Source organism: Brunnivagina elsteri CCALA 953, assembly GCF_002289455.1.
GTDB lineage: Bacteria > Cyanobacteriota > Cyanobacteriia > Cyanobacteriales > Nostocaceae > Brunnivagina > Brunnivagina elsteri.
Genome location: NZ_NTFS01000717.1, coordinates 1 through 1,584, shown reverse-complemented (window position 1 = coordinate 1,584; position 1,584 = coordinate 1). Strand labels below are relative to the sequence as shown.

Here is a 1,584-nt window from a genome sequence, read left to right as displayed (position 1 = left end):
CTTTGTGTCTACCTTACGTCGCAATGACGGATTTGAATCTTAAAAAAAACTCCGGGTTTCATCATGGACGAGGTTTAGATAAAAATTTTCTTCACAAGTTAATTAATTTTGATATTTTTGGAGGTAATATGAAAAAGACTTTTGATGACTTTTATGAAATTAGTACAGAAATTGAAAAATTACTTACAAGTGACTTAATATCAGTAGATTTAAAACAATCATCTATAAAGTTTAAAGAATCAATAAATGATTGTGTTGAAGAGATAAGAAGCTCATCATCTCGTTTAATAAAATTGCTATCAATTTGTTATGAGAACATATCCGATAGTGATGATATATACTTATCTAAACCAAAGATTGCTTCGTTTGAAAAAGCTAAATTATGGGCTAGTATTAGCCTTATTTCCTCTTCTGCTATCAAATTAAAACAGACTTCTATTGCTCAGAGAGAAGAGGTAATAATCAGCACAAAAAAGGAATGGAGAGGAAGATTTAAATATATTAAAGAGAAATTATTCCTAGATAGTAAATCTCAAGTAAAAACATCTTGCGACTTCGAGATAGAAAGTCCTCTAAAAACTGATATTAAAAAGACTAATAATTACACAAAGGTATTACTTGAAGAGAAACTAAAACTATTTTATTTAGAATATAAAAAAATGGACTTAAGTATACTGAAAGATTTCATCAATTTATTCAGCGAACAAAAACAAATAGATATATTCAACCAAATCAACTCAGTCTTAAATACAATAGAAAACAAATGTAATAATCCATGTATAGATTTAAATAACCTATTTGATGACGAAATAAAAGCTCTTCTGCAAAACAAATGGGGTGAAATTAGTTTAGACAATTTTCTGAATTTCAATGATAAATTCACTCAAAAACAAGAAAATTATATTTGTGAATTATTTGATAATTTAAACCAATTAGTAGCTGAATCAATTGAAAAATTTATTGAGTTTCATAATTATTTTCTAGAATTACAGGAACGCTATCGAGACGAAAACTTCAAGCAACAAAGAGAAGAAAAAAATTGGATTGATAAACAGTTTCAAGAATTAGATAAGATCAAATCAGAAATTGAACTTTATATTTAAGGTTTTATATAAAAATGTTAGCAAGGGTTTGGAGTGCATCGATTGTCGGCATTGATGCGGTAAAAGTGGGTGTGGAAGTCGATGTATCTGGTGGTTTACCAGGAATCGTCATTTTAGGTTTACCCGATGCCGCAATTCAAGAATCCAAGGAACGGGTGAGGGCAACTTTGAAAAATGCCGGGTTTGCCTTCCCGATGAAAAAAAATTGTAATTAATCTCACTCCTGCTGATTTGCGTAAGGAGGGTCCCTGTTTTGATTTGCCTATCAGTATCGGCATTTTGGCAGCTACCGAACAGGTTAACGCCGATTTGTTGGGTGATTATTTATTCTTAGGGGAAGTGAGTTTAGATGGTAGTTTGCGTCCAGTTGCGGGGGTATTACCGATCGCAGCTTCGGCTCAACAAATGGGTATCACTGGTTTGGTTGTACCTGCTGATAATGCTCAGGAAGCTGCGGTGGTGGAGGGGTTGGAGGTTTACG

General features: G+C 32.5%; 1 protein-coding gene and 1 pseudogene. Both read left to right on the top strand.

Annotation, left to right across the window (positions count from 1 at the left end; genetic code table 11):
* Window positions 1–1,103, top strand: a 1,103-nt coding sequence (locus CK510_RS30165) for a hypothetical protein (protein WP_211293363.1), incomplete at its 5' end; no start/stop codon positions are given.
* A gap of 14 nt (window positions 1,104–1,117) precedes the next feature.
* Window positions 1,118–1,584 (top strand): annotated as a pseudogene (locus tag CK510_RS30160) (magnesium chelatase domain-containing protein); the annotation flags it as partial.